Raw genomic sequence first — 2,192 nt, forward strand, 5'->3', positions numbered from 1 at the left:
GCGCTTCTGCCATGGCGATACGCCGACGTTGGCCGATGTCTTCCTTGTACCGCAGGTGTTCAACGCCGAGCGCTTCGGCTGCGACATGACCCCATATCCGACCATTCGGCGCATCGTCGATGCCTGCAATCGACTGCCGGCTTTCGCCGACGCGCATCCGTCCTGCCAGCCGGACGCGGCATGAACGGGGCGCGTCCGCATAGGCCATCGTTTCGAGCCTCGCTCGCTTTGCTCGGGTTCACGCCGCGTAGCGGCAGGGTTGGCGGGAAACGCCGAATCTCATGAGTGTCGGCGGGCGACCGCGCCGACATGGTACGGTGCGGTCGCTGCGCTGCTTTTTTAGCGCCGATTGCCGGCCAGAAAAGAGTTTTCGCAGGATCGCCGAAGCCGTGCCGACAAGGTGGCGATGGGAGTGAATCCATCGAGTGATTTCATGCAAATTCTCTTTGGGGCACCGCCTATCCATCGCCGAAAACGCAAAGGCATGGCTGCCGTGCGGGCGGCTGTTTTTTCAAATTTGGATTCGTCTTTCCCGCAAAAACACAATGAAACTAAAATTGCCTTGGGAAAAGCCAGGAAAGCGCAATGAGCAAACGGAGACCGGAACTGGATCTGCGGCAGTTTCTGCCCTATCGCCTTTATCGTCTTGGCGAGCGCCTCAGCGAGGCGCTCGCCAAGGTTTATAGCGGGCGTTATGGCCTCAGTGTGCCCGAATGGCGCACCCTGGCTTGGCTGAGTCATCTGCAGCCGCAGACCGCCACCGAGATCAGCCGCAACGCCAACGTCGACAAGTCCACGGTATCGCGCGCCTTGCAGCGGCTTGCCGAGCGCGGGCTGATCAGCCGGGCGCCGTCGCCCGAGGACAATCGGGTGCAGCTGTTGACGCTGACCGAGGCCGGCGAGGAACTGCTGCGCGAGTTGCTGCCGCTGGCACGTGCCTGGGAGGCCGAGCTCATTGACACGCTGACGGCGCGCGAGCTGCGCGATTTATGGTTGCTGATCGACAGATTGGAACGACGGCTGGAGGAAATGGAGAGCGGCGGCGGAGTGATTCCGCCGCCATCGGATCAGTAAAAGATTTGCGGCAGCCACAGCGTCAGCGCTGGGAACAGCAGCACCAGCGCCACGCGGACGAAGTCGGCCGCGATGAACGGCACGATGCCGCGGAAGATGGTTCCGGTGCTTACATCCGGCAGCACGCCGCGCAGCACGAAGACGTTCATCCCCACCGGCGGCGTGATCAGGCTGATTTCGGTGACGATCACCACCAGGATGCCGAACCACACCAGGTCCAGGCCGAGGCCGGCGACCACCGGAAAGAACACCGGTACTGTCAGCAGGATCATCGACATGCTCTCGAACATGCAGCCGAGCACGATATAGATGCCGAGGATGACCAGCAGCACGCCCAGCGGCGAAAGATCGAGGCCGTTGACGAAACTCAGCAGGTCATCGGGCAGCCCGGCGCGGTTGATGAAGTTCGAGAAGATTAGTGCGGACAGCACCACGGCGAACAGCTTCGTCGTGGTGCGGGCGGTGTCCATGAGCACGCTCATGAGGATGCGCAGGGTGAGCCGGCGGCGCAACAGGGCGATAAGAAAGGCTCCCATGGCGCCGATGCCGGCCGCTTCGGTCGGGGTGAACACCCCCAGGTACATGCCGCCGATCACCAGCGAGAACAGCAGCAGGGTATCCCCGACCCGGGCCAGGGCGCGCAGCCGCTCGCCCCAAGGCGTGGGCTCGGCGCGGGCAGAGGCATCCTGCGGATTGCGCCAGACCGACCAGCGCACGGCCGCCATGTACAGCAGAATGCCCAGCAGGCCCGGGAGCAGGCCGGCCGCGAACAAATCCCTGATGCTGGTTTCGGTGAGGATGCCGTAGATGACCAGCATGACACTGGGCGGGATGAGTATGCCCAGCGTGCCGCCGGCGGCGATGGAGGCCGCTGCCAGCGAGTCGCTGTAGCCATAGCGGCGCATCTGCGGCATGGCGACCCTGCCCATGGTGGCGGCAGTCGCCAGGCTGGAGCCGCAGATGGCGCTGAAGCCGCCGCAGGCGGCGATGGTGGCGATGGCCTGACCGCCTCGCCAATGGCCCATGAAGGCGTGGGAAGCGCGGTAGACGGCGTCCGACAGGCCGGCCTGCGATACCAGGTTCCCCATCAGCACGAACAGCGGAATCACCGACAGCGA

The 2,192-nt window shown here is 64.1% G+C and carries 2 protein-coding genes and 1 pseudogene; 2 read left to right on the forward strand and 1 reads right to left on the reverse strand.

Features of this window, described 5'->3' with window-relative positions:
- Together VKZ87_RS13675 and VKZ87_RS13680 are read left to right on the forward strand one after the other, a co-directional pair.
- Positions 1–184, forward strand: a pseudogene (locus tag VKZ87_RS13675) (maleylacetoacetate isomerase); the annotation flags it as partial.
- A gap of 401 nt (positions 185–585) precedes the next feature.
- Entirely contained in the window at positions 586–1,074 is a 489-nt protein-coding gene (locus VKZ87_RS13680; RefSeq protein WP_324221815.1) for a MarR family winged helix-turn-helix transcriptional regulator, read from the forward strand.
- Here VKZ87_RS13680 and VKZ87_RS13685 read toward each other — a convergent pair.
- Positions 1,068–2,192 (reverse strand): TRAP transporter large permease (locus tag VKZ87_RS13685; RefSeq protein ID WP_324221816.1); only part of this gene is annotated, 1,125 nt, incomplete at its 5' end. The genes VKZ87_RS13680 and VKZ87_RS13685 overlap by 7 nt on opposite strands.

It is taken from the genome of Ferrovibrio sp. (assembly GCF_035304305.1).
Taxonomy (GTDB): Bacteria; Pseudomonadota; Alphaproteobacteria; order Ferrovibrionales; family Ferrovibrionaceae; genus Ferrovibrio.